This is a genomic window from Chryseobacterium viscerum, from assembly GCF_025949665.1.
GTDB classification, from domain to species: domain Bacteria; phylum Bacteroidota; class Bacteroidia; order Flavobacteriales; family Weeksellaceae; genus Chryseobacterium; species Chryseobacterium viscerum_A.
This window is the reverse complement of sequence record NZ_JAPDFT010000001.1, coordinates 2,492,452-2,514,136: the sequence shown is the minus strand read 5'-3', so window position 1 is coordinate 2,514,136 and position 21,685 is coordinate 2,492,452. Positions and strand designations below refer to the sequence as shown.

Here is a 21,685-nt window from a genome sequence, read left to right as displayed (position 1 = left end):
TCATAAAATACAAGAAAATCATTATATTTGCCGACTTAATTTAACGTAGTTATAACAAAATGCAAGGAAAAGGACTTATTACAATTGTCGCTATTGTACTAGGGTTGATTTGCTTAAACGAGCTATTACCAACATGGTACGCCAGCAAAATTGAAAAGCAGGCGACTGCTATTGCAGGAGACAATCCGGAGAAGTATCAAAAAGAAATCGCAAGACTTTCTAAGGATACTTTGAATTTAGGATTCACAAAACTTTATTACACTAAAGCCAAAGACAAAGAAATGAAACTTGGTCTTGACTTGAAAGGAGGGATCAACGTTCTTTTGGAGATCAACCAGAGAGACCTTGTGAATGATTTAACGAATTATTCTACAAATCCTGTTCTTATTGAGGCTTTAAACAAAACTGATGAAGCACAGAAGAATTCTACAAAAGCTTACATCGATAATTTCTTCGAGCAGTTCGATGTAGTTAACAAAGCTAAAGGTACCAATCTTAAGTTGGCAGATCCGGAAATTTTCGGAAATACAACACTTACTGAAGTGAAGTACAACACTCCTGATGAGCAGGTGAAAAGCATTGTTAAAAGAAAAATTGATGCATCTGTAGGAACAGCTTTTGAGGTAATCAGAACGAGAATTGATAAAATGGGTGCTGTGCAGCCAAACGTTCAGAGAGTACCTGGAACAGCTAGAATTTCTGTAGAAATGCCTGGTATGAAGGACATCGATAAAGTGAAAAAAATGCTTCAGACTTCTGCAAAACTTCAGTTCTGGGAAGTACAGCAGGTTCCTGAGATTGCACCTTATTTCCAGACCTTGACAACTATGGTTGCTGCAAAAGGAGATTCTATGGGAGTGGCAAAGAATGTGAACTTCATGAGCCTTTTACAGCTTGACAAATTAAGAACGAATGGTGTTGCTAACGTAAAATTATCCGATACTGCTGTTGTAAATAAAATTTTAAACAGCAAAGTAGGGCAGTCTTTACGTCCGGCTAACATTAAATATACACAGTTTATGTGGGGTTACAAACCTGAAGCAACAGATACTGAAAGCTTAGTATTGTATGCAATCAGAGGTAATATCAACCAAAAAGCTCCGGTAGACGGTGCCGTAGAAACTGCAAACATCAGCTATGATGAGCTGAGCAGAGTAGTAGTTGATATGCAGATGGACTCTAAGGGGGCAAAAGACTGGAAAACATTAACAGAGAAAAATGTTGGTAAGCCGGTTGCTGTAACGCTTGACGGTAGAGTTTATACTGCACCAAACGTTGTAAATGCAATTCCGAACGGTAGAACTCAGATCTCTGGTAACTTCTCTCAGGAAGAGGCTAAAGAATTGGTAGACGTTTTAGGAGCAGGTAAATTGCCTGCAGGTGCAAAAGTAGTTCAGGCTACGGTTGTAGGTCCTTCATTAGGACAAGAGTCTATTGATGCTGGTGTTTTGTCATTTGGTATCGCATTCTTAGTAATTATTGCTTATATCATTTTCTACTATGGTGGAGCTGGTGTATATGCGGTAATTGCAATGATAATCAACTTATTCTACATTTTCGGAATTATGGATTCCGTGGATGCTACACTTACGCTTCCTGGTATCGCAGGTATTGTACTTACAATGGCCATGGCGGTAGATACGAACGTAATTATCTATGAAAGAACTAAAGAAGAACTTTTCGCAGGAAAAAGTATTCTTGAAGCATACAAAGACGGTTTCAAACATGCATTAAATGCAATTGTTGATGGTCACTTAACGACATTATTAACGGCAGGTGTGCTATTCCTTTTTGGAACAGGGCCAATCAAAGGTTTTGCATTAACATTAGGAATCGGTATCTTGATGACATTCTTTACTTCAGTATTGATTTCAAGAGTAATGATTTTCTCTAGATTGAATAAAGGAAAACACCTTTCTGTTTGGACAGGTGCTACCAAAAATCTTTTCAGAAATACTTGGATTGATTTTATTGGAAAAAGAAAATATGCTTACATCATTTCCGGTATTTTAACTGTTGTTTGTATCGCATCTATTGCAATCCACGGATTCAAATATGGTATCGACTTTACAGGAGGTAGAAACTATGTGGTAAGATTTGATAAGGCTGTAAATGCGGAAGATGTTGAGGCTAAATTGGTGAAAATGTTCCAGACTGAGGATGGTAAAAACTCTTCTGTAGAGGCTAAAACTTTCGGTAACGACAAGCAGCTTAAGATTTCTACAGATTACCTTATCGAGGATGAATCTCTGAAAGCTGACCAAACTGTTGAGCAGAAGTTGTATGAGGGATTAAAATCCAGCTTACCTGCAAACATGACGTTAAAAGATTTCAAATCTGCAGATAAAGACCATTCAGGAATTATTTCTTCCGAGAAAGTAGGACCTACTGTTGCAGACGATATCAAGACTCACGGTATTCTTGCTGTGGTTGCAGCATTAGCAGGTATTTTCATCTATATCCTTGTAAGATTTAGAAAATGGCAGTTCTCTCTTGGTGCTGTTGCAGCGTTATTCCACGATGCTGTTATCATTTTGGGAGCTTATTCATTACTTCATAAGTTTATGCCATTCAACATGGAGATCAATCAGGATTTCGTTGCTGCAATCCTTACTGTATTAGGTTACTCAATCAATGATACAGTAATTATCTTCGACAGAATTAGAGAATATCTGAGAGAGAAAAAATCTTTAACATTAGCTGGTCTGTTTGATGACTCTATCTCAAGTACATTGGGTAGAACATTCAACACCTCATTTACAACGATTCTTGTTATCCTTGCGATTTTCATTTTCGGTGGTGATAACCTGAGAGGATTTATGTTTGCTATGTTAATTGGTATTGGATTCGGTACATATTCATCTATCTTTATTGCGTCTGCAATTGCTTATGACTTCCTTAAAACAGGAAAAGAAGAAGAGGTACATGGAAAAACCACTTCTACAAAAGAAGAACTTGCTTCAAAGTAATACAAACTACAATAAATTAGTAAAGACCGTTTCGAAAGAAACGGTCTTTTTTTTATCCTTCCAGATGTTTCTACGTTTTGAAGAACTTATCTTTTAATGGCAAATAATACATCTCTATATGCTATTTTGTATATTTTAATAGTAAATGAATGATTTTTTATTGAATTTGTGATTATTTTATTTTTTTTATATGAGTAATTATTTATTTGTGTTTTTGTAATTTGATTTTCATGATTATTTTTATGAATTTAATTTTTTATAAATTAATGTAAAGTGGAGTTATGTATAATAAGTCAAATTTAAGAGATTAATTTATTTGCGTGTAATCATTGAATAATAAAGGATTTTTGTGAGTTTCTAACAAAATAATTGTTTTGGTTAAAAATTATTAAAAAATAAGAGTTTTATGTGGTAAATTATTTTATATTTACTGAAAACAAAACAAAAATGAAAGTCGAAAAATTATTCGTTGCTGCAGCATTATGTGTTGCCAGTTTCCTTTACGCGCAGGTAGGCATTAGTACCTCAAACCCTGACAAAAGTTCTGCACTAGATGTTACCGGTACCAATAAAGGTGTATTGATCCCTAGGATTTCCGATCTCACAACAATAGCTACTCCAGCTAATGGTTTGCTGGTTTATGATCTCAAAAGACAGGCCTTGACACAGAATGTCGGGACACCTGCCAGTCCAAACTGGATCCCGATCAGCGGGAATATTGTTAAATTCTTTTACATGCCTTCCATCAGTATAGATACTTCTACGTTAGGTACAGGAAGAACAAAAGACTTATTCCAGCTTTATAAGGCTCAGTTTTCTACCCCAAAAGTTTCCAGTACGGGAGCACCGGGTGGAATCCCTTTCTTTGCAAATGCATCGGATCTGTATTATTACGTGACTGATTTTGACAGTACGGTTTTAAGCAATGTAAGCATTGATGCCAATGGTATACTTCGCTATGATGTAATAGGATCGGCTACTGCCTGTTCTTTCGTAAATATTGTATTTGTAATCAAATAATTTAAGAGGCATACAGCCATTATGATCATCCTTGTTCAGGGATGAATATCCTGTGTATAATTAATTTAAAAATTATTGATGATGAAAACAAATTCAATATTACGATATATGCTTATAGCATTTTGTCTTTTTGCATCCGGTAAAATGACAGCTCAAGAGATGGTAACACTTCCCAACGGGGGATGCGGAAGGCTATTGGATACAAATACATCCAGTTCAAGTGATGGTGGTATTCTTTGTTTCAGATTGGGAAAAGAAGCCGCTAATCCTAACAATATGACTGATACTGATGTCAATTCATTCGCCTCTTTAAAGCCGGGTACAGGTGCTGGTCTTTTCTGTAGTATGTACGTAGGCGTAGGAACCAATGGATCAGATTTTCAGGCTAATAAACCTGTGTATATTGATTTTGCTTCAGATGGTTTCAATTTTAATCCTAGTTTTAATGGGGGAAATTTTGTGTTCTACAATAATGGACAGGAAATCTATCGTACAGGTATCAATGGACATTTCTTCTTTGATTTTGGTGATAATCAGGGGCGCCGGATCATTAAAGTAATTCCCACGGCAGCATGGGATGAAATAAGGCTGGATTTTGGAGAAGCTATAGGGGTCGGATTCTCATTCAGCCAGATGAGAGTGTATAACATTCTTTCAGAGTATTATCTTGCTCCTATGACTTATCTGTCTCAACCTTCTGATAAAACTGTGGCCGTCGGTGGATCAACAACAATGACTGCAGTGATCAATAATACTCCTACAGATGAAACTCCGGATAATATTACTTACCAGTGGCAGGTTCTTAACGGAAGTACGTGGACTAATCTGACGAATGGTACCAACTACAGTAACGTTACTTCATCCACTCTTACTATCAGCAACGTTCCTGTAGGATTTAATAATAATCAATACCGTGTAGTAGCCAATTCCAGCTTCCATACATGTTCTTTCCAGGCAATTTCTACCGTAGGAAGACTTTTTGTAAACTCTGTAAATGACCCTGGAGCTATTGCCGCGGATCAGACCTTATGTATGGACGTCAGTAATGATCCGGCTGCGTTCACCCAGACTACGGCTGCGCAGGTAAGCGGTTCAGCAGAATATCAATGGCAAAGCTCGGTGGATAATGTAACTTTTACAAATATTACCAATGCAACATCTGCTGCTTATGATGCACCACCAGTTACACAAACTACTTATTACCGAAGAGGCGTGAGATCTGTACTGAATGGGAATACAACGGCCTATCTGTATGGTAATGTGGTTAAAGTGACTTTAAAACAAAGCTGCCTGATCAAATGTATTATCACCAACAGAGTGCTTTATACAAAGCTGAATAGCAATTAGCAAAATGATTTCTAATTAATTATGAGAGCCTGTTTCAACAATAAGTCTGAAGCAGGTTTTTTTATGTATGTTGTGCATTTTATTTTACTATTTCATATTATGCTTATTTAATACGCTATAATTTAGAATCATTATTTTCCAGATTTGATTAATTTTGCACCATCATGGAAAATTCAAAGAAAAAAGCGGCTATAGGCTTCATATTTATTACTTTACTGATAGATATTACGGGATGGGGAATCATCATTCCCGTTGTTCCCAAATTAATTGAGGAACTCATTCACGCAGATATTAGTGAGGCTGCAAAATATGGTGGCTGGCTTGGATTTGCCTATGCATTTACACAATTTATATTTTCTCCGCTTGTTGGAAACCTGAGTGATAAATATGGGCGCAGACCTATAATCCTGATCTCTCTTTTCGGATTTGCCGTGGATTATATTTTTCTTGCACTGGCTCCTACAATCTGGTGGCTGTTTCTGGGAAGAATTATTGCCGGGATAACGGGCGCAAGTGTCACCACTGCCAGTGCCTATATTGCAGATATTTCCACTGATGAAGACAGAGCCAAGAATTTTGGACTGATAGGAGCTGCTTTTGGGCTCGGATTTATTATAGGTCCGGTCCTGGGTGGGGTACTTGGCCATTATGGTGCCAGAGTTCCTTTCTATGCAGCTGCGGGCTTATGTCTGCTTAACTTCCTGTATGGATATTTCATTCTTCCTGAAAGTTTGGATAAAGATAAAAGAAGAGCGTTTGACTGGAAACGTGCTAACCCTATAGGTTCATTTAAATTTTTAGGTAAACACCCTGAAATTTCCGGACTTATCCTTTCCTTAATATTGATTTATATTGCAGGACATGCTGTACAGAGTAACTGGAGCTTCTTTACGATGTATAAGTTCAACTGGACAGAAAGAATGGTGGGGATTTCATTAGGGGTAGTAGGATTACTGGTTGGTCTTGTGCAAGGTGGGCTTATCAGATGGACTACCCCAAGGCTTGGTGAGCAGAAAAGTATTTATTATGGGTTGGCTTTCTATGCAGTAGGAATGTTGCTGTTTGCTTTTGCCTCTGAAGGATGGATGATGTTTGTGTTTTTGGTTCCCTATTGTTTAGGTGGAATCTGCGGCCCGGCTTTACAGTCTGTCATCACGAAAAGTGTGCCTTCCAATGAGCAGGGTGAACTTCAGGGAGCATTAACGAGTTTAATGAGTGCAACATCTATTATTGGACCTCCAATGATGACGAATTTATTTTACTTTTTCACACATGATGAAGCGCCATTTAAGTTTTCCGGTGCACCTTTCTTTTTAGCATTTATTTTAATGGCTGTCAGTGTAGTGATTACCTATTCTGCTTTTCAGAAAAAAAATAAAAATTTAGCTGATGTAACTTCAGAAAAAGATTTTCGGAAACAATAGATTTGTTCTATTCCGAACATATATGCCGTTCCGGGTTCAATCTATTCAATAATTTTACAGTAGTAGTTTTTCTGCTTTTTAAAACAAAAAACAAATTATGAATACATTTAACCTGGAAAAGTATTTCGAACGAATTCATTTCTCCGGAACTCCGGAAATGAGCATGGAGGTATTGAAAACAATACATCGGCTTCATCCCAAACACATTCCTTTTGAGAATATCGACCCTTATACAGGAACAGTACCTTCTCTGGATCTGGATGATGTTTTTAAAAAACTGGTTACAGAATTGAGAGGCGGGTATTGCTATGAACAGAATTTACTTTTAAGGGAAGTACTTTCCAGATTGGGATTTCATGTTGAATTACAATTGGGGAGGGTAGTGTGGAAAAGAGAAGAAAACAGCAGTGCTGCTAAAAGTCACTTGATGCTGATTGTCGATGTAGAAGGACAAAAATATCTAGTAGATTGCGGTTTTGGAACGACTACACTTACCGCACCTTTATTGTTGAATAACCAAGAACCGCAGCAAACACCCAACGGACTCTTTAAGATTTCACAAAAAGAAGGAGTATATTTTCTTTGGATCTGGAAAGAAAAATGGCTGCCAATTTATCGTTTTACATTAGAGGTGGTAGAACATGTAGACCTTGAAATTTCCAACTGGTATTTGTCTACATATCCAGAATCCAATTTTAAGAAAAATCTGGTGCTTTCTAAAGTAGATGAAGAAGCCCGGTATACTTTCAGTCAAAATACACTGAATATAAGATATGAAAATGGCGGAAAAGAATCTGTTTTGATTACTAATAATGAAGAGTTGTTTGACATGCTGAAGAATACTTTCGGACTGAAAGAAAATGCAGTAGAAATATTGAAATCAAAACCTGGAAACTGATACCTTCAAATACAGTCTTGCTATAAAATACAAACGGGAAGCTCAGCAGGCTCCCCGTTTTTTTGAAATCTGATTTTTATGAAAATTATGGATAAAGGGATTTTGTCCCATTACTTACAATATTACTGCCCAATCCTGAGAATGATACCGAGAAATTGCTGCTGTTAAAACTTAAAGAACCTGTAGGAGTACAAAGTCCCAGCGCATAACGACATTGTCCGTAAGCTCCTGTTCTCTTGGTAATCTTACTCTCACTTTTCGCTTTTCCTAAACTGATATATCCCCAATCGCTTACATCTGCATTGGAAACTGTAGAACCGGAATAATAAATTGTAATCTGATATCCGGCTTCACCTCTCTTGGAACCCCATAGCCAGCTTGCTGTCCACCATTGTTTATACCAGCTAGAAACTACTTTTGCTGCCTGATTGTTGTTGGAAGCTTCCATATTTCCACGCGGATCCATCATAATAAGACCTCCGAAAATATTGTCCCAGATAATCCCTGAATCTTTGTAGAAACACAATGTAGTAAATTTTCCGTTTTTGCTGTTCCATGTTACTTCCATAACGTTTGTACCGGACTTTACTTCTTCAGTGACAGCCTCTTTCAATCCCTGCTGGGCTGTGGTGAGATCATCTCCGCTGTATAAATCTCCAATTTTTCCAATCTTTACTGAAGACGGATCCATGATATTCCCTGTTGCAATAAACTGGTCTTTATCAGTGATCAGGCTTTTGGAAAGGTCAATGCCTTTTTGGGTTGAAATTTTTCCCAATACTTTCACTTCCGCAATCTGCAGGTCATTGTTCAGATAGGTTTCAAGGTTTTTTCCTGATTCATTCAGTTGAAGCTGTACTGATTCAGGAACAATTTGAGAGGAAAGAGGAGTGATCTCTTTTTTTAGATCAGCAGCGGTTATTTTTGCCTGAACTGTTTCCTGCTGATTCATTTCGTTGTTTTCATTCTGGCAGCTGTTGAATGCCAATACCGATAATACGGCGAAAACTTTAAAAGTAGTCAATAGTTTTTTCATAAAATATTTATTTGGTTGTGCATTATAAATATACTGAATTGTTATGTAATTCTCATTGTTTTGAATTAATTATTTGTTAATTGATAAATTTTAGGGATTACATGATAGGTAGCAGATAGAAGGTATCAGGGATTAGGGATTAGGGATTAGGGATTAGGGAAAATACCCTGTAAAATATTGGTGAAGGTTTATTGAGGTTAATAGTGAATTTGCTTCGCAAGTGAATGGTGAATGTTGGTGGAGAGATAAGATTAAAGATAATGACAGCCGAAATGAAACTAGCAACCACCAACAAAAAACCTTAAACCTTGAACCTTGAATCAAGATAATGACAACTGAAATAAAACCATCAACAAAAAGCAACTAGCAACAAAAAGAAACCAACAACCAGAAACAAAAGCAACCCTGAACTCAAAACTCTGAAATTTTACAAAATCTTAAAATTTGTTTAAATTTTTAGTTTGCCATCCATAAATGCAATAATCTTTCGTAATTTTACGCCATGGAATTAAGCATTGGAGAAATGGCACTCATTGCCATTGCAATCGTTGTATTATTCGGACCGGATAAACTGCCTCAGATTGCGCGTGACTTAGGTGCAGGCGTTAGAAAAATGCGTGGAGCAGTAGAAGATATCAAAACTGAAATCATGAAGGAGACAGATAATCCTGTTTCTGAAATAAAGCGTGAGATTGAAAAGGTAAAAGATGCTGCCAAAGATTTCAACCCGATGAAGGATATTGAAAAAGATATTCTTACAGAACCTGGTACTCTTGCTTCTAATGAACCTCCAAAGCCGAAGCCGGCTGATGATGAGACTTATGAAGGACCTGTAAGCAGATAATCATGGAGGAGATCATTCAGGAAGATAAAAAGGTATTCCTTTACCTTAATAATTTGGGCGACTCATCTTTCGACCAGTTTTGGATGCTGATTTCCAGTACCTGGATCTGGGTACCTCTTTATATTATTTTTCTTTATTTTTTATACAAAAATTATCAACTAAGAACTTTAGTTTTTATTCTTATATTTATTGGGCTTGGAGCTGTAGTTTCTGATCAGCTTGCCAATATTTTCAAATATGGGGTAGCGAGGTTAAGACCATGCCATGACCCTACTTTGGAACATCATATGAGAATTGTGAAATGTGGCGGACAGTTTGGGTTTTATTCTGCTCATGCTTCCAATACCTTCTTTTTGGCAACTTATTTAGGTATTTTACTGAAAAAGAAGATTAAATGGTTTCCTTATGCTATATTTGCATGGGCTCTGGTTGTTTCTTACAGCCGAATCTATTTAGGAGTGCATTTCCCAATTGATATTTTGGTGGGGGCGTTTGTTGGAACTTTATTGGGAGTGATATTTGGTGCGCTCGCCAAAAAAGTGATCAATAAACAAACTATAACCTCATGAAAAAAACTTTATTATTAGTAACTTCCCTTTGTTTTTCTCTTAATTTCTATGCTCAGGATAAAAAACTGGCAGAGGACTGTTTTAATAAAGCTGATTATAAGTGTGCCGAAGAGCAATACTTAAAACTGGCAGAAAAAGAACAGATTCAAAAATTTCAGTCGGAATATTATGATTATCTCGGAACAGCTCAAAGAAGGCTGGGGAAGACCATTCAGGCTTTTAAATCCTACGATTCTGCCTTAAAAGCAAATCCTATGTCAGTTTCCGTTTATGTAAACCTGTCGTCGCTTTACAGCCAGAAAGGGAATAAAGCAAAAGCATTGGAATATGTAGAAAAAGGATTGAAAGTGAATCCAGAAACGCCGGATTTATATCTTACTCGTTCCAAAATCTATGACAGCCAGGGAAAAAAGGATCTAGCCATCAAAGATCTTAATCAGATTCTGGCTTTTGCACCCGATAATATTTTTGCCAAAACAGGATTAGCCAATCTGAAAAAGAATAATGGTGATCTGGACGGAGCTTTAAAAGATTACAATACACTTATTTCTGAAAAACCAGAATCATTGCTTTACAACGGCCGTGCTGATGTGTATTTTAAAATGAAGAAATATAAAGAAGCACTTACCGATGCCAATAAAGCTATTTCCATAGATCCGAAATTTGCACAATCTTATGTGAGCAAAGCCATGATTCTACTAGATACTTCCAAACTTAAAGAAGCCTGCACAAATCTGGATAAAGCGGTTGCTTTGGGCTATGAAAAAGCATTACTGACAGATTCCTATGCTAAATGCGGCAAAAAATAAACTGAAATTCAGAACCCTGATTATTTAAATAAATCCCAATTAAAATACTAAACCAGATTTAACTGTTTTAAAAAACGAATAAAGAAAAAGAGAGATGTTGAATATTGTTCTTGTAGAACCCGAAATACCGAATAACACAGGAAATATCGGAAGATTATGTGTAGGAACCGAAAGCAGATTACACCTGGTTCACCCATTTGGATTTGTAATTAATGATAAAAACCTGAAGCGTTCCGGACTGGATTACTGGGTACATCTCGATGTTTCTGAATATGCAAATGTTGAAGAATGGATTCAACAGATCCCTGATAGGTCCCGTGTTTTTATGATGAGTTCACGTGCTGAAAAATCATATCTGGAAACCGATTTTCAGGATGGGGATTGGTTGGTGTTCGGAAAAGAGAGTGTAGGCCTGAGCAAAGAGATTCTGGACCGTTTTGAAAATCATCTTACAATTCCTATGTCAAAACTGATCAGGAGCTTTAATATTGCCAATTCCGTTGCTTTTGTAGTGGGTGAGGCAAAAAGGCAGATTGGACTGAAATAGAGATAAGTTAGCTCAAAAGTCAAATTATTTGGCTTTTTTCATTCTGAATACAGACTGAAAGTCTGCGAACGTAGTTCAGAAATGTAGCGAAGAATCTCAGAAATTGTATTGGTGAGATTCTTCCTTCGTCAGAATGACATTCATGAGAGCCTCTTTTCTTTTAATCGTTATGATAAGGCTTACCCTGTAAAATCTGATCAGCACGGTAAAGCTGTTCTACAATAAACAGACGGATCATCTGGTGGGTAAAGGTCATTTTGGATAAAGACATTTTTTCATTTGCCCTGCCGTAAATCTCTTCAGAAAAGCCATAAGCGCCCCCAATCAGGATATGTACTTTTTTTACAGAAGAATTCATCCAGGTATCAATTTTCTGCGAAAATTCACGGCTGGTAAACTGTTTCCCTTTTTCATCAAGAATCACTACCAGATCGTTTTTGTCGATATGATTTAAAAACAATTTGGCTTCTTCCTTTTTAAGAAGATCAGGAGATAGGTTTTTAGCATTTTTAACATCCGGGATTTCAGTGATTTCAAAATTCCAGTGTTTAGGTAAACGGTTGAGATAATAATTAATTAAAGACGTAATTTCTTTATCGTCTGTTTTACCGATACAAAGTAAACTGATTCGCATTGTAAGAAGTTTCAGAGAGCAAAGATAGGGCTTCGGGGAGTAAAGTTCAAAGTTTTGGGTGGAATGTTGCAGGTTGTTTAAAGTTCAAGATTCAAGGTTTAAGGTTTTTTGTTGCTAGTTGCTGGTTTCTTTTTGTTACTGGTTCTATTACCTCTTGAATCTTGTCTCTCTATCAAAAAATTCACCATTCACTTGCGAAGCAAGATTCACTATTGACTTCATAGACATGTATTACTATTTCACAGAATATTTTCCCTAATCCCTAATCCCTGCTACCTAATTCCTACCACCTATCACCTTCTATCTTTTCCTTATTTAATTTAATTCCCCTACATTTGTATAAAGACAAACAGATCGATGAGTGTAAAGGTTCCCAGATTTATTTTGAAGATTCAAGAGTTTTTTGACAGCATCCATATTCCTGTTTTGGGAATATCGCTTTGGCAGATGTTTCAGATCTATATTTCGGGGATTTTCAAAGGGAAAATAGGAAGAAAAGCGGCCGCTATTTCTTGGAGTTTTACCATAAGTTTGTTTCCGTTTATCCTTTTTTTGCTTTCCGTTTTGCCTTATATGCCGCATTATGATAAACTGCAGTTCTATATTTTTGATGTACTGATGCATAATGTTTTTCCTTCAAATATGGAAGGAGATGTAAGGGGATATATAGAAAGCAATATTATCCCCAATATGAGAGGGATCAGTAACCTGACCATTGTTCTGGCCCTTATTTTTGCCACGAATGGTACATTTTCCCTGATCAATGGTTTTAATGAAAATACAGATGAAAAACTGAGTGATGTAAAGGAATTTATTCTTTCATTTTTTATCACAATAGGCTTTATCACCATTGTTTTTTTAGCTCTTTTCGGGGTATATTATGTGGAGGTTGTAATGAAGCTTTTTACACCGGCTTATGATATTTCCTGGTTGGTGGATAACCTTTCCAGTATTATTGGATTTGTCTCTTTTCCTCTTTTTTACTTTATCCTTCTGACTTTATTTTACTGGTTGGGAACCGTGAAAATTACACGATTCCGTCAGGCGGTTCCGGGGGCTATTTTAACCACGATACTCTTCGTCGTTACTACTTACATCTTTGCTATTTATGTAAAGGATATTGCCCGGTATAACGTTCTTTACGGATCCATCGGAAGTATGATTCTGCTGATGGTTTGGGTGAATGTAAATGTATATCTGCTTTTATTCGGAAATGAACTGAATATGGCCATCAGAAAGCTCAGAATTGAAAAACTGCTGTCTGATGAAATTCAGAGAGAAACCATACACTATCATACCCAGATTACGGAACCTGACTTCGATGGTGATGAAGAGCATAAGAGAAAACTGGAAACCCGAAAGAAAGATTAATTCTCTTCCAGTTCAGGATTTTCTTTTGAACTTATACTTAATATGGTAAATCCTGCAATAGCAGCTATAAAGGAAGCAATCAAAATAGCAAATTTTGCTTCATCCTGAATAGGAATTTCTCCTTTAAAGGAAAGCAGTGCAATAAAAATGGACATGGTAAATCCAATTCCGGCCAGCAGACCTACGCCAATCATTTGAAGCCAGTTACTGTTTTGAGGCAGAGAACTAAGTTTTAATTTGATAGCAATCAGTGAAAACAGATTGATACCAATCAGCTTACCCAATACCAAACCGCAAATAATTCCCAATCCTAATGTACTTGTAACGCCGGCAACCATTTCACTGGAAAAAGTAATATTGGTATTCGTCAAAGCAAATATAGGCATGATCAGAAAGCTTACCGGAATGTGAAGCTGATGCTCCAGCTTTTCCAATGGTGATATTTCTACATTGGAAGCGTTGGTAGGTATTGAAAATGCAAGTAACACACCTGCTATGGTAGCATGAATTCCGGAGTGATGAAGGAAATACCATAAAAACAGTCCCGGAATAATATAAAAGATAGTTTTGGTGACTTTTAAAAAATTTAAAATAAACAGCAGGGCAGTTACTCCAAAAGACAATAGGAGATAGCTCCAGTGAATTTGGTCAGTATAGAAAATTGCAATCACAAGAATAGCTCCAAGATCATCTACAATAGCCAATGCCGCTAAAAATATTTTAATAGAATTGGGAATCTTTTTCCCCAGCATCGAAATAATCGCCAGTGAAAAAGCAATATCTGTAGCCATAGGAATTCCCCAGCCATTGCTATATTCTGTTCCGGTATTGAAAATACTGTAAATCGCTGCCGGAACAAGCATTCCGCCTACAGCAGCAAAAATGGGAAGCGAAGCATTTTTAAAGGATGAAAGTTCACCTTCTACAAGTTCCCGTTTTATTTCAAGGCCTACCAGAAGGAAGAATACTGCCATCAATCCGTCATTGATCCAGATGCTGACAGGGTATTCCAGTCCAAAAAGATGGATGCCCACTTCCTTGTCTAAAAAATGCTGGAAGTTTTCTGCAGCTGATGAATTGGCAATAAGCAATGAGACCAATACACAGAAAATAAGAATAATTCCTGAAGACTGGCTGTTTTTGAAAAATTTTTTAAAATATAGAGATAAATTCATGTTTATGATTGTAGTCGTCTCACTCTTGAAACACCATTAATATTTTTAAGTTTTTTGAAGGTTTCTTCCAGTTGTCCTTTATTTTTAACTTCGAGAATGATATTTCCTGTGAAAACTCCATTATTGGATTCAATAGAGAGACTTTTCATGTCCATTCCCATACTTCCGCTTATGACTGTAGTGATATCATTAATCATACCCATTCTGTCAAGTCCTTCAATTTCAATTTTCACTCTGTTTTTAAAGCTTTCAGCATTTACCCATTTGGCAGGAATGACGCGGTAGTCATATTGTGCTCTTAGATTGATGGCATTTGGGCAGGTATCACTGTGAACTTTAATTCCGTCTGAAATGGTGATGAATCCGAAAATTTTGTCTCCTGGAATCACTGTACAACATTTTGCATAAGTATAGTTCAGCTTCTCTTCGTCCTTTCCAAAGACAATCATGTCAAGGTTTTCCTCTTTCGGCTCCTCGAAATGCTGATTTTTATTAGGTGATTTTCTGAATCTTGATAGTAAATTATTAAATACGTTTTTGCTTTCAATGTATTTTCTCAAGCTGCTGACATCGAGTTCGTTGCTTTGAAATTTAAGAAAAAGCTCTTGAGACGATTTTAAATTAAAGAATTTCTGAAGTTTATTAATCTCTTCATCATTGAAATTGATTTTTGCATGACGCAGTTTTCTTTGCAGAATTTCTTTTCCTTCCTCTACCAGTTGATTTTTCTGAGAGTTCAGATAACTTTTGATTTTGGATTTGGCTTTTGAAGTTACTACAAATTCCAGCCAGTCAGATTTTGGTTTCTGATTCTGTGAAGAAAGAATATCCACCTGATCCCCATTTTGAAGAATATAGGAAATAGGAACCAGTTTCCCATTGATTTTAGCTCCCAAACATTTCATCCCTAAGTCGGAATGGACTGAGAAGGCAAAATCCAGGGCAGTAGCATTGGTTGGGAGAATTTTAATTTCTCCTTTCGGGGTAAATACAAATACCTCTTTGGAGTATAAATTAAGCTTAATATTATCCAAGAGCTCTGAAGTAGAAAGGTTCTGCTGCTGTTCCAGTACTTCACGGATTTCGGTTACCCATTTTTCAAAGTTTCTGTCATCAGAACTCTGTTTGTAGCCTTCTTTGTATTTGTAATGGGCAGCAACACCTTTTTCAGCGATTTCATCCATGCGCTCAGAACGGATCTGAACCTCAATCCATTTTCTATCCGGACCTAAAACCGTTAAGTGTAAGCTTTCGTATCCTGTAGAACGGGGCTGTGTAATCCAGTCACGCATTCTTGACGGGTTACTGTGGTATACATCTGTAACGATAGAATAGATTTTCCATGCAAGAAATTTTTCATTTTTTGCATCCGATTTATAGATAATCCTGATAGCATAGTTATCAAAAACTTCTTCAAAGGAAACTCCCTGCTTCAGCATTTTTCTGTAAATAGAGGAAATAGCTTTTGCGCGGCCTTTAATTTTAAAGTTTAAGCCTTCTTCGCCAAGTCTTGCCGATACTTCTTTGGTAAACTCGTTAATATATCGCTCACGGTTTTCCTTGGCAAGTTCCAATTTTTCCGTGATCTCATTATATACTTCAGGACTATTATATTTTAAGGAAAGATCCTCCAGCTCAGATTTAATGTTGTATAATCCAAGACGGTGGGCCATCGGAGCATAGATATAAACCGTTTCTGATGCGATTTTTTTCTGTTTGTCCGGAGCCATACTTTCCAGAGTCCTCATATTATGAAGGCGGTCGGCAATTTTGATCAGAATAACTCTGAAATCCTCGGATAAAGTCAATAGCAGTTTCCTGTAATTTTCAGACTGTACAGAGATATTCTGGTGGTTCATGATGGAAATCTTAGTCAGTCCATTCACGATACTGGCGATCTTTTCTCCAAAGATTTTTTTCAGATCTTCGTAAGTATAATCGGAATCTTCAATTACGTCATGCAAAAGGGCACATGCAATAGAAGTAGCTCCCAAACCAATCTCTGTCGCTACAATTTTAGCAACAGCAATAGGGTGGTAGATGTAAGGCTCTCCGGATTTTCTCCTTTGATCCTTGTGGGCATCCAATGCAATGTCGAATGCCTTTCGGATGAGCTTATTATTCTCCTCATCCAACGTTCTGTATGTGTTAGAAATCAGGTCCTTATATCTTGCAAGGATCTCTTTATTCTCTTGTTCTAAATCGTAACTCATTTGTGCACATGCCTATAAGAAGACGAAAATACGAAATTTTTTAGTTTTTTCAAACATAAAAGATCCGCAGAATACACTGCGGATCTCCGGCTATTAGATTTTATATCGATTAGAATTTCACTTCAGAGTTCATGCCGTCACTTGACGTTTTAATCTTAATTTCGGGACTGCTGTGGATTTCAGCTCTGTTTCTTGCATCAATATACCTTTTGATGGTGTCATAATTGGTTTCATTGATGTTCATGTTTTCAAATAAATATGATTTCAATGCTGCATTCTGAACAAATGCATTTCGTGCAAGATCTATCTGGTTAAGATCATTTACGGTAACGCTTGCCAAATATTGGGAATTACCGGAACCATCATTAAGGTATACAATGTAATCTGAAGTTCCGAATCCTGAGTTTTCCAGATCACTTTCCAGTTTTTTGTAGTCGCTGTGATGACCAAATACTCCAGCTAATATATGTGACATAGTTAATTGGTTTTAAAGTTCTCATTAAAGTTAGTAATAATTTTCTGATTATCATTGCGTTTAAGGCAATATAATTTGTTAATTAATATTTCATTTTCAATAGAGTGAAGCAATATTTAAGAATAATTATTGAACAGGTGTTTAATTTTAACAATTGAATAATACTAGGTTTGATAGAATCATAACAGTGATATTGTATATGTAATCACAAATTTTCAATATTTTTTTGAATTTCCTTATTCTATTTTTTGCTACTTCCTACTATTACTCTAATATCATCAAGATTATATGGATCATCATGGTTATTAGGGAAAGAAGATCTTTCTATAAAGTGGGAATGTTTTATTATTTTCAAAATGCATTTCATATCATGTGAATTCGCATAGTTGTGATCAATCCAGCTTAGCGAAGAAGAACTATTATACCACAAGAAAGCCCCGGAAAATAACTTCCGGGGCTTTCATTGGTTAAAAAATTAGATAAATTTAAATTCTTTCGTTTTTGATCTCCTCTACAATTTCAGGGTTTAAAAGAGTACTGATATCTCCGAAATTACTGAAGTCACCTTCTGCAATTTTTCTAAGAATTCTACGCATGATCTTTCCAGAACGTGTTTTTGGAAGTCCGGAAACAAACTGTATCTTATCCAGTTTGGCAATCGGCCCGATCTGATCAGCAATAAGCTGATTGATTTCTTTCTTCAGATTTTCCTTATCACGTCCTTCTCCGGTTTCTTTAAGTGTTACATAACCGTACAATGCATTTCCTTTGATATCATGAGGATAACCTACAATAGCAGACTCCGCAACGGCAGGGTGTTGGTTGATACTGTCTTCGATAGGAGCAGTTCCCAGATTATGTCCGGAAACAATGATTACATCATCTACACGGCCAGTAATTCTGTAATAACCTACTTCGTCTCTTAATGCACCGTCTCCAGTGAAATATTTCCCTGGGAAAGCTGTAAAATAGGTTTCTTTATATCGTTGATGGTCCCCCCAGATGGTTCTTGCGATTCCCGGCCATGGAAAACGGATACAAAGATTTCCGGTCACTTGATTTCCTGTAATTTCATTTCGTTTATCATCCATCAAAACAGGTTGTACGCCTGGCAGTGGGAGAGTGGCATAAGTAGGTTTCGTTGGGGTTACAAAAGGAAGCGGTGAAATCATAATTCCTCCTGTTTCTGTCTGCCACCAGGTATCTACGATCGGGCATTTTTTCTTTCCTACATGGTCGTTGAACCAATGCCATGCTTCATCGTTGATAGGTTCACCTACAGAACCAATGACTTTCAAAGAGCTAAGGTCATGTTTATCTACCCATTCCGCGCTTTCTTTCGCTAAAGAACGGATGGCAGTAGGAGCTGTATAAAACTGAGTGATTTTATGTTTTTCAATCACTTCCCAGAAACGATCCGGTTCAGGATAGGTAGGTACTCCTTCAAAAATTACGGTGGTGGCCCCATTCAATAGTGGTCCGTAAAGGATATAAGAGTGTCCTGTGATCCAGCCTATATCTGCCGTACACCAATAAATATCATTTTCCTTATAATTAAATACATTTTTGAAAGTGTAAGCGGTATACACCATATAACCCGCACAGGTATGAAGCATTCCTTTGGGTTTTCCTGTAGATCCGGAAGTATATAAAATGAAAAGCGGATCTTCAGAATCCATAATTACCGTAACGAAATCAGGGGATGCTTTTTCATATAAATCAGCCATCCAGTAATCTCTTACTTCTTTCATTGTAATTTCGTTGTGGGTTCTCTTTACAACAAGAACTTTCTCAACAGTCGGCGTTTTTTCCAGTGCATCATCCACAATGGTTTTAAGATCCAGAACTTTATTTCCTCTATAGCTTCCATCCGACGTGATCACCATTTTGGCTTCACAATCATTTACCCTCGAAGCTACTGCGGAAGCCGAGAATCCTGCAAAAATCACAGAATGCACTGCTCCCAGTTTTGCACAGGCAAGCATTGTAATAGCCAATTCAGGAATCATGGGAAGGTAAATACAGACTCTGTCTCCCTTTTCAATACCCATATCACGTAAAACATTAGCTGTTTTATTAACGCGTGTATAGAGTTCGTTGTAAGAAATATGCTGTGCTTCCTCCTTCGGATCGTTGGGTTCCCAAATAATAGCTGTTTTTTCTCCTCTTATGGTAAGATGTCTGTCTATACAGTTTTTGGTAATATTGAGTTTTGCGTTTTTGAACCAGGTGATCTTCGCTTCATTCATATCGTACTTAACAACCTTGCTCCATCTTTGGTACCACACGAAGTTTTGATCTGCTACCTTATCCCAGAATTTTTTAGGATTTTTGATAGACTTTTTGTAATCTTCAAAATACTGTGGTAAATCTTCTATTAAGTAATTTCTCATATCCCTTTCGTTTTTTGAAATTTGAATTTATTTTATTTTAAATTTATGTTTAATTTCTGGCTTATGCCTTGTATTCCTTGATTTTTTCCTGAATTTCATCAATGATTTTTTCGTCGTCAATCGTTGAAGGAACCTGGAAATCTTTTCCGTCGAGTAAAGTTCTGATCAGTTTTCTTAAAATCTTTCCGGATCGTGTTTTAGGTAATCGTTTGACAACCATAGCATTTTTCAGAAAAGCTACAGCTCCTATTTTGTTGCGGATCATCTGGATAATATCTTTTTCAATGTCTTCTTCAGAAATAACGGAACCGTTTTTCAAAACAACAACAGCAAAAGGCACCTGTCCTTTTAAATCATCATCAATACCTACCACAGCGCATTCTGCGACATCCGGATGTGAAGAAACAATTTCCTCCATTTCAGAAGTGGAAAGTCTGTGCCCCGCAACGTTGATTACATCATCCACCCTTCCCGTGATAAAAATATAACCGTCTTCATCTTGTATCGCACCGTCTCCTGAGAAATAGTAGCCTTTGTATTGAGACAGGTAACTGTTTTCAAAACGGTCATAGTCTTTCCATATTCCAAGCATGGCCCCGGGTGGGAGAGGAAGTTTGATTACAAGATAGCCTTCGTGATGAGGATCGAGTTCCAGTCCGTTTTCATCAAAAATTTTAATATCATATCCCGGAACAGGTTTTCCTGCGGAGGCTCTTTTAATTTGATAGTTTTCATTATGAGTCAGTAATCCAAGCATAGGCCATCCGGATTCTGTCTGCCACCAATGGTCTATGGCCGGAACTCCAATATGTTCTGCAAACCAGTCCAGAGTAGCAACATCACATCTTTCACCAGCCAGAAACTGCTTTTTGAAATGGGTTAAATCATATTTTTTCACCAGTTCTCCGTTCGGGTCTTCTTTTTTAATTGCCCTGATAGCGGTAGGTGCAGTAAACATGACCGAAACTTTATATTCTGAAATGATTCTCCAAAATGTTCCTGCATCAGGAGTCATGATAGGCTTTCCTTCAAAAATAATAGTTGTATTTCTGTTGATTAATGGTCCATACACGGAAAAACTATGTCCAACTGCCCATCCGAAGTCTGAAGCTGCCCAATACGTTTCTCCCGGTTCTACACCATAAACATAAGTCATTGAGAATTGTAAGGCGGTGGCGTAACCTCCGGTATCACGAACAATGCCTTTGGGTTTTCCGGTAGTTCCAGATGTGTAAAGAAGATAAAGCGGGTGAGTAGATTCTACAGAAACACAATCTGCCGGAGCTGATTTTTCTGCCAATTCTTCATAATCAATCAGTCCTTCGAACATTTCATCCTTATTATCGACCAGCTTTCTGTTGTACACGATGATATTGTCTACTTTATCTTGTGCCAGTTCAATCGCTTTTTCTACCAACGGCAGGTAGGGAATTCTTTTGGCAATTTCCACACCGGCTGTAGCAGTAATTAAAACTTTAGGTTTACAGTCATCAATTCTCACAACAAGTTCATGTGGAGCAAAGCCTCCAAAGACCACATTATGAATAACTCCGATTCTCGCACATGCAAGCATAGCAAAAAGAGTCTGAGGAATCATTGGCATATAGATAACCGCTGTGTCTCCTTTTTTTAAACCTAAAGAAGCCAGTCCTCCAGCGAATTTTGAAATTTCCTCTTTCGCCTGGTTGAAAGTATAGGTCTTCTTCTGATTGGTGACAGGTGAATCATAGACAATAGCGACCTGATCTCCGAAACCATCTTCGACGTGTTTATCAATACATAAGTAACACATATTGAGCTTTCCATCGGAAAACCATTGTGGGTAATTATTTTCGTCGTTAGAAAGAATCTGAGTAGGAAAATCAAACCACTTTATTTGTCCGGCCTGTTCTTTCCAAAAATTTTCTTTGTTTTCTATACTTTGTTTAAATAAAATATCGGTATCCATATCAATAATCTTG

General features: G+C 37.0%; 17 protein-coding genes. 10 read left to right on the top strand and 7 right to left on the bottom strand.

Going from position 1 to position 21,685, the window contains the following annotated elements:
• Nucleotides 1-59 precede the first annotated feature (59 nt).
• The 5 genes from secD to OL225_RS11375 all read left to right on the top strand — a co-directional run bounded on the left by secD (nt 60) and on the right by OL225_RS11375 (nt 7,658).
• Nucleotides 60-2,969, top strand: coding sequence for a protein translocase subunit SecD (gene secD, locus OL225_RS11395; protein WP_264518330.1), 2,910 nt, complete (start codon nt 60-62; stop codon nt 2,967-2,969).
• A 447-nt stretch (nt 2,970-3,416) separates the two neighbouring features.
• Nucleotides 3,417-3,989, top strand: a complete 573-nt coding sequence (locus OL225_RS11390; RefSeq protein ID WP_264518329.1) for a hypothetical protein — start codon at nt 3,417-3,419, stop codon at nt 3,987-3,989.
• Between the two features lie 108 nt (nt 3,990-4,097).
• A complete protein-coding gene (locus tag OL225_RS11385) occupies nt 4,098-5,336 on the top strand; it encodes a hypothetical protein (protein ID WP_264518328.1) in 1,239 nt (412 codons plus the stop codon).
• Between the two features lie 164 nt (nt 5,337-5,500).
• Complete coding sequence (locus OL225_RS11380) at nt 5,501-6,760, top strand: TCR/Tet family MFS transporter (protein ID WP_047376776.1); 1,260 nt, start codon at nt 5,501-5,503, stop codon at nt 6,758-6,760.
• Nucleotides 6,761-6,857: 97 nt separating this feature from the next.
• Nucleotides 6,858-7,658, top strand: coding sequence for an arylamine N-acetyltransferase family protein (locus tag OL225_RS11375; RefSeq protein ID WP_264518327.1), 801 nt, complete (start codon nt 6,858-6,860; stop codon nt 7,656-7,658).
• An 85-nt stretch (nt 7,659-7,743) separates the two neighbouring features.
• Here OL225_RS11375 and OL225_RS11370 read toward each other — a convergent pair whose 3' ends face one another.
• Nucleotides 7,744-8,694 (bottom strand): hypothetical protein, encoded by a 951-nt coding sequence (locus OL225_RS11370; RefSeq protein ID WP_264518326.1) that lies wholly within the window; start codon nt 8,692-8,694, stop codon nt 7,744-7,746.
• A gap of 502 nt (nt 8,695-9,196) precedes the next feature.
• On the opposite strand from OL225_RS11370, the gene OL225_RS11365 reads away from it, so the two are divergent.
• From OL225_RS11365 to OL225_RS11350, 4 genes are all read left to right on the top strand, one after another.
• Nucleotides 9,197-9,538 (top strand): twin-arginine translocase TatA/TatE family subunit, encoded by a 342-nt coding sequence (locus OL225_RS11365; RefSeq protein ID WP_047376773.1) that lies wholly within the window; start codon nt 9,197-9,199, stop codon nt 9,536-9,538.
• A gap of 2 nt (nt 9,539-9,540) precedes the next feature.
• Entirely contained in the window at nt 9,541-10,107 is a 567-nt protein-coding gene (locus tag OL225_RS11360; RefSeq protein WP_047376772.1) for a phosphatase PAP2 family protein, read from the top strand.
• Entirely contained in the window at nt 10,104-10,916 is an 813-nt protein-coding gene (locus OL225_RS11355; RefSeq protein WP_264518325.1) for a tetratricopeptide repeat protein, read from the top strand. Before OL225_RS11360 ends, OL225_RS11355 begins: the two co-directional genes overlap by 4 nt.
• Before the next feature lie 94 nt (nt 10,917-11,010).
• A complete protein-coding gene (locus tag OL225_RS11350) occupies nt 11,011-11,463 on the top strand; it encodes a tRNA (cytidine(34)-2'-O)-methyltransferase (RefSeq protein WP_264518324.1) in 453 nt (150 codons plus the stop codon).
• A 160-nt stretch (nt 11,464-11,623) separates the two neighbouring features.
• Here OL225_RS11350 and OL225_RS11345 read toward each other — a convergent pair whose 3' ends face one another.
• A complete protein-coding gene (locus OL225_RS11345) occupies nt 11,624-12,097 on the bottom strand; it encodes a 23S rRNA (pseudouridine(1915)-N(3))-methyltransferase RlmH (RefSeq protein ID WP_264518323.1) in 474 nt (157 codons plus the stop codon).
• A 357-nt stretch (nt 12,098-12,454) separates the two neighbouring features.
• On the opposite strand from OL225_RS11345, the gene OL225_RS11340 reads away from it, so the two are divergent.
• Nucleotides 12,455-13,468, top strand: a complete 1,014-nt coding sequence (locus OL225_RS11340; protein WP_047376768.1) for a YihY/virulence factor BrkB family protein — start codon at nt 12,455-12,457, stop codon at nt 13,466-13,468.
• Here OL225_RS11340 and nhaA read toward each other — a convergent pair.
• The 5 genes from nhaA to OL225_RS11315 form a co-directional block, all read right to left on the bottom strand.
• Nucleotides 13,465-14,643 (bottom strand): Na+/H+ antiporter NhaA, encoded by a 1,179-nt coding sequence (nhaA, locus tag OL225_RS11335; RefSeq protein ID WP_264518322.1) that lies wholly within the window; start codon nt 14,641-14,643, stop codon nt 13,465-13,467. The genes OL225_RS11340 and nhaA overlap by 4 nt on opposite strands.
• A gap of 2 nt (nt 14,644-14,645) precedes the next feature.
• Complete coding sequence (locus OL225_RS11330; RefSeq protein ID WP_047376766.1) at nt 14,646-16,856, bottom strand: RelA/SpoT family protein; 2,211 nt, start codon at nt 16,854-16,856, stop codon at nt 14,646-14,648.
• Nucleotides 16,857-16,965: 109 nt separating this feature from the next.
• On the bottom strand, nt 16,966-17,331 hold the full coding sequence (locus OL225_RS11325) for a hypothetical protein (RefSeq protein WP_047376765.1): 366 nt from the start codon (nt 17,329-17,331) through the stop codon (nt 16,966-16,968).
• Between the two features lie 485 nt (nt 17,332-17,816).
• Nucleotides 17,817-19,724, bottom strand: a complete 1,908-nt coding sequence (gene acs, locus OL225_RS11320) for an acetate--CoA ligase (RefSeq protein WP_264518321.1) — start codon at nt 19,722-19,724, stop codon at nt 17,817-17,819.
• Between the two features lie 61 nt (nt 19,725-19,785).
• The gene (locus OL225_RS11315; protein ID WP_264518320.1) at nt 19,786-21,672 is read right to left on the bottom strand and encodes an AMP-binding protein; all 1,887 of its coding nucleotides are present in this window, start codon (nt 21,670-21,672) and stop codon (nt 19,786-19,788) included.
• Nucleotides 21,673-21,685 lie beyond the last annotated feature (13 nt).

Excerpts from the sequence above, each read along its gene's own strand:
- OL225_RS11375 (WP_264518327.1), top strand. The coding sequence starts at position 6,858 with ATGAATACATTTAACCTGGAAAAGTATTTCGAACGAATTCATTTCTCC.
- OL225_RS11370 (WP_264518326.1), bottom strand. The coding sequence starts at position 8,694 with ATGAAAAAACTATTGACTACTTTTAAAGTTTTCGCCGTATTATCGGTA.
- OL225_RS11340 (WP_047376768.1), top strand. The coding sequence starts at position 12,455 with ATGAGTGTAAAGGTTCCCAGATTTATTTTGAAGATTCAAGAGTTTTTT.
- OL225_RS11315 (WP_264518320.1), bottom strand. The coding sequence starts at position 21,672 with ATGGATACCGATATTTTATTTAAACAAAGTATAGAAAACAAAGAAAAT.
- acs (WP_264518321.1), bottom strand. The coding sequence starts at position 19,724 with ATGAGAAATTACTTAATAGAAGATTTACCACAGTATTTTGAAGATTAC.
- OL225_RS11385 (WP_264518328.1), top strand. The coding sequence starts at position 4,098 with ATGCTTATAGCATTTTGTCTTTTTGCATCCGGTAAAATGACAGCTCAA.
- OL225_RS11330 (WP_047376766.1), bottom strand. The coding sequence starts at position 16,856 with ATGAGTTACGATTTAGAACAAGAGAATAAAGAGATCCTTGCAAGATAT.
- OL225_RS11325 (WP_047376765.1), bottom strand. The coding sequence starts at position 17,331 with ATGTCACATATATTAGCTGGAGTATTTGGTCATCACAGCGACTACAAA.
- nhaA (WP_264518322.1), bottom strand. The coding sequence starts at position 14,643 with ATGAATTTATCTCTATATTTTAAAAAATTTTTCAAAAACAGCCAGTCT.
- OL225_RS11360 (WP_047376772.1), top strand. The coding sequence starts at position 9,541 with ATGGAGGAGATCATTCAGGAAGATAAAAAGGTATTCCTTTACCTTAAT.
- OL225_RS11380 (WP_047376776.1), top strand. The coding sequence starts at position 5,501 with ATGGAAAATTCAAAGAAAAAAGCGGCTATAGGCTTCATATTTATTACT.
- OL225_RS11345 (WP_264518323.1), bottom strand. The coding sequence starts at position 12,097 with ATGCGAATCAGTTTACTTTGTATCGGTAAAACAGACGATAAAGAAATT.
- OL225_RS11350 (WP_264518324.1), top strand. The coding sequence starts at position 11,011 with ATGTTGAATATTGTTCTTGTAGAACCCGAAATACCGAATAACACAGGA.
- OL225_RS11365 (WP_047376773.1), top strand. The coding sequence starts at position 9,197 with ATGGAATTAAGCATTGGAGAAATGGCACTCATTGCCATTGCAATCGTT.
- OL225_RS11355 (WP_264518325.1), top strand. The coding sequence starts at position 10,104 with ATGAAAAAAACTTTATTATTAGTAACTTCCCTTTGTTTTTCTCTTAAT.
- secD (WP_264518330.1), top strand. The coding sequence starts at position 60 with ATGCAAGGAAAAGGACTTATTACAATTGTCGCTATTGTACTAGGGTTG.
- OL225_RS11390 (WP_264518329.1), top strand. The coding sequence starts at position 3,417 with ATGAAAGTCGAAAAATTATTCGTTGCTGCAGCATTATGTGTTGCCAGT.